Source organism: Massilia timonae CCUG 45783, assembly GCF_000315425.1.
In the GTDB taxonomy this organism is placed as follows: domain Bacteria; phylum Pseudomonadota; class Gammaproteobacteria; order Burkholderiales; family Burkholderiaceae_D; genus Telluria; species Telluria timonae.
Window position 1 is genome coordinate 1 of record NZ_JH992934.1, and the last position, 1,442, is coordinate 1,442.

The window sequence follows — 1,442 nt, forward strand, 5'->3', positions numbered from 1 at the left end:
TAACTATGACGTTTATGCGGTTAACTATGACGCCTATTGACAAGTCATATCATGGCTGTAGAATGACATTAAAAGATATGTCATTAATAAAGGGTGTTAATGAAAAAGCATGAGCTAGTAGTGAAGTCCAATCGCCTTATCGAGGCCAGCTATAGGCTGAGCCTGAACGAGCAGCGCATCATCCTCTATGCCATCTGCCGATGCCGCGAGGAACAGAAGGGGCTATTCCCTGATTCCCCGGTCGTCATTACGGCTGAAGCCTTCGCCAAGCAATTCCCTAGCATCGACAAGGGCCATGTGTACCACCAGCTCAAGGAAGCTATGGATGCCCTGTATGACCGCAGCGTTACTCTGTACGAGACGGACGAAGACACTGGCAAGGAACAGGTCTCCAAGACACGATGGATCAGCAAGGCGAGCTATGTCGATGGGGCCGGCCGCATCAAGGTCGTATTTACTCATGATGTTATTAAGTACATAACACGCCTTGAGGAAGAATTCACGTCCTACCAGCTGGAGAAGGTCGGTCAGATGACGAGCGCCTACGCCGTGCGGATCTACGAACTGCTGGCCCAGCATCGAGAGATCGGCAACCGTACCCTCAACCTCAAGTGGCTGCGCGAGACGCTACAGATCGCGGCCGACGAGTACAAGCTAACGGCCGATTTCATCAAACGGGTGCTCGATGTAGCCGTGGATCAGGTCAACAAGCACAGCGACCTGACAGTGAGCTACAAGCCGGTCAAGACTGGCCGTGCTATCACGGATTTTGCCTTCAAGATCAAGGACAAGGAACGTAAGCCCAAGTCGGCCAGCGCACCCTCGGATCACGCTTATCGAGCGAAACTGGAGGCCAACGGCCAGCAGCGCATCCCCGATCCAGTCACCGACGACCAGGAGGAATTTTGATGCAATACAGCTACGAGATTACCCCCCGACCGACCGAGCTGGGCGGCGGGTGGCGGCTGCGGCTCCTGGAGGACGGCGAGGAAGTAGGCGGCGGGGTGTTCCCTGTCGCGCCGGCCGACCCGCGCCAGGGCATGGCCTGGTGGAACGCCATGGCCGAGGCCGAACGTGGTTATTGGCTGGGGGTGGCCGGATCGGCGCGGCCAGCGGACGCCTACGATGCCTTCCTGCAGGCCGAGGCCCACACTGACGCCGAGGGGGAGGCCTACGCCTGGCTGGACTCACGCGGGGCGTGAGGGTTTGACGCCAGGGAGCGACTACCGCTCCATGCCTTGGCCCTTCTGCTGCTGGCGGGCCTGTTCCCTCTCCTGCTGCTGCCGGCGCTCCACGGCCGGCAGTACGAAGCGCGACACGCGCACATCGAATTCGCGCTGGCTGGCCGGCGCTTTCCACGCCACATCGACGGCCTTGGCCGTCATCCTCTCGACCTCCGCAGCCTGCATTCCCTGCAACGACGCCGGCGCGATCGCGCGCGC

The 1,442-nt window shown here is 59.6% G+C and carries 3 protein-coding genes; 2 read left to right on the plus strand and 1 reads right to left on the minus strand.

Annotation, left to right across the window (positions count from 1 at the left end):
- The first annotated feature begins 120 nt into the window (after window positions 1-120).
- Together repM and HMPREF9710_RS26375 are read left to right on the plus strand one after the other, a co-directional pair.
- A complete protein-coding gene (gene repM, locus HMPREF9710_RS26370; RefSeq protein WP_229409945.1) occupies window positions 121-909 on the plus strand; it encodes a replication initiation protein RepM in 789 nt (262 codons plus the stop codon).
- On the plus strand, window positions 909-1,202 hold the full coding sequence (locus HMPREF9710_RS26375; protein ID WP_005671614.1) for a hypothetical protein: 294 nt from the start codon (window positions 909-911) through the stop codon (window positions 1,200-1,202). Before repM ends, HMPREF9710_RS26375 begins: the two co-directional genes overlap by 1 nt.
- Before the next feature lie 21 nt (window positions 1,203-1,223).
- On the opposite strand, the gene HMPREF9710_RS26380 is transcribed toward HMPREF9710_RS26375, so the two are convergent.
- The coding region (locus HMPREF9710_RS26380) for a hypothetical protein (protein WP_005671615.1) at window positions 1,224-1,442 on the minus strand (219 nt) is incomplete at its 5' end.

Excerpts from the sequence above, each read along its gene's own strand:
- HMPREF9710_RS26375 (WP_005671614.1), top strand. The coding sequence starts at position 909 with ATGCAATACAGCTACGAGATTACCCCCCGACCGACCGAGCTGGGCGGC.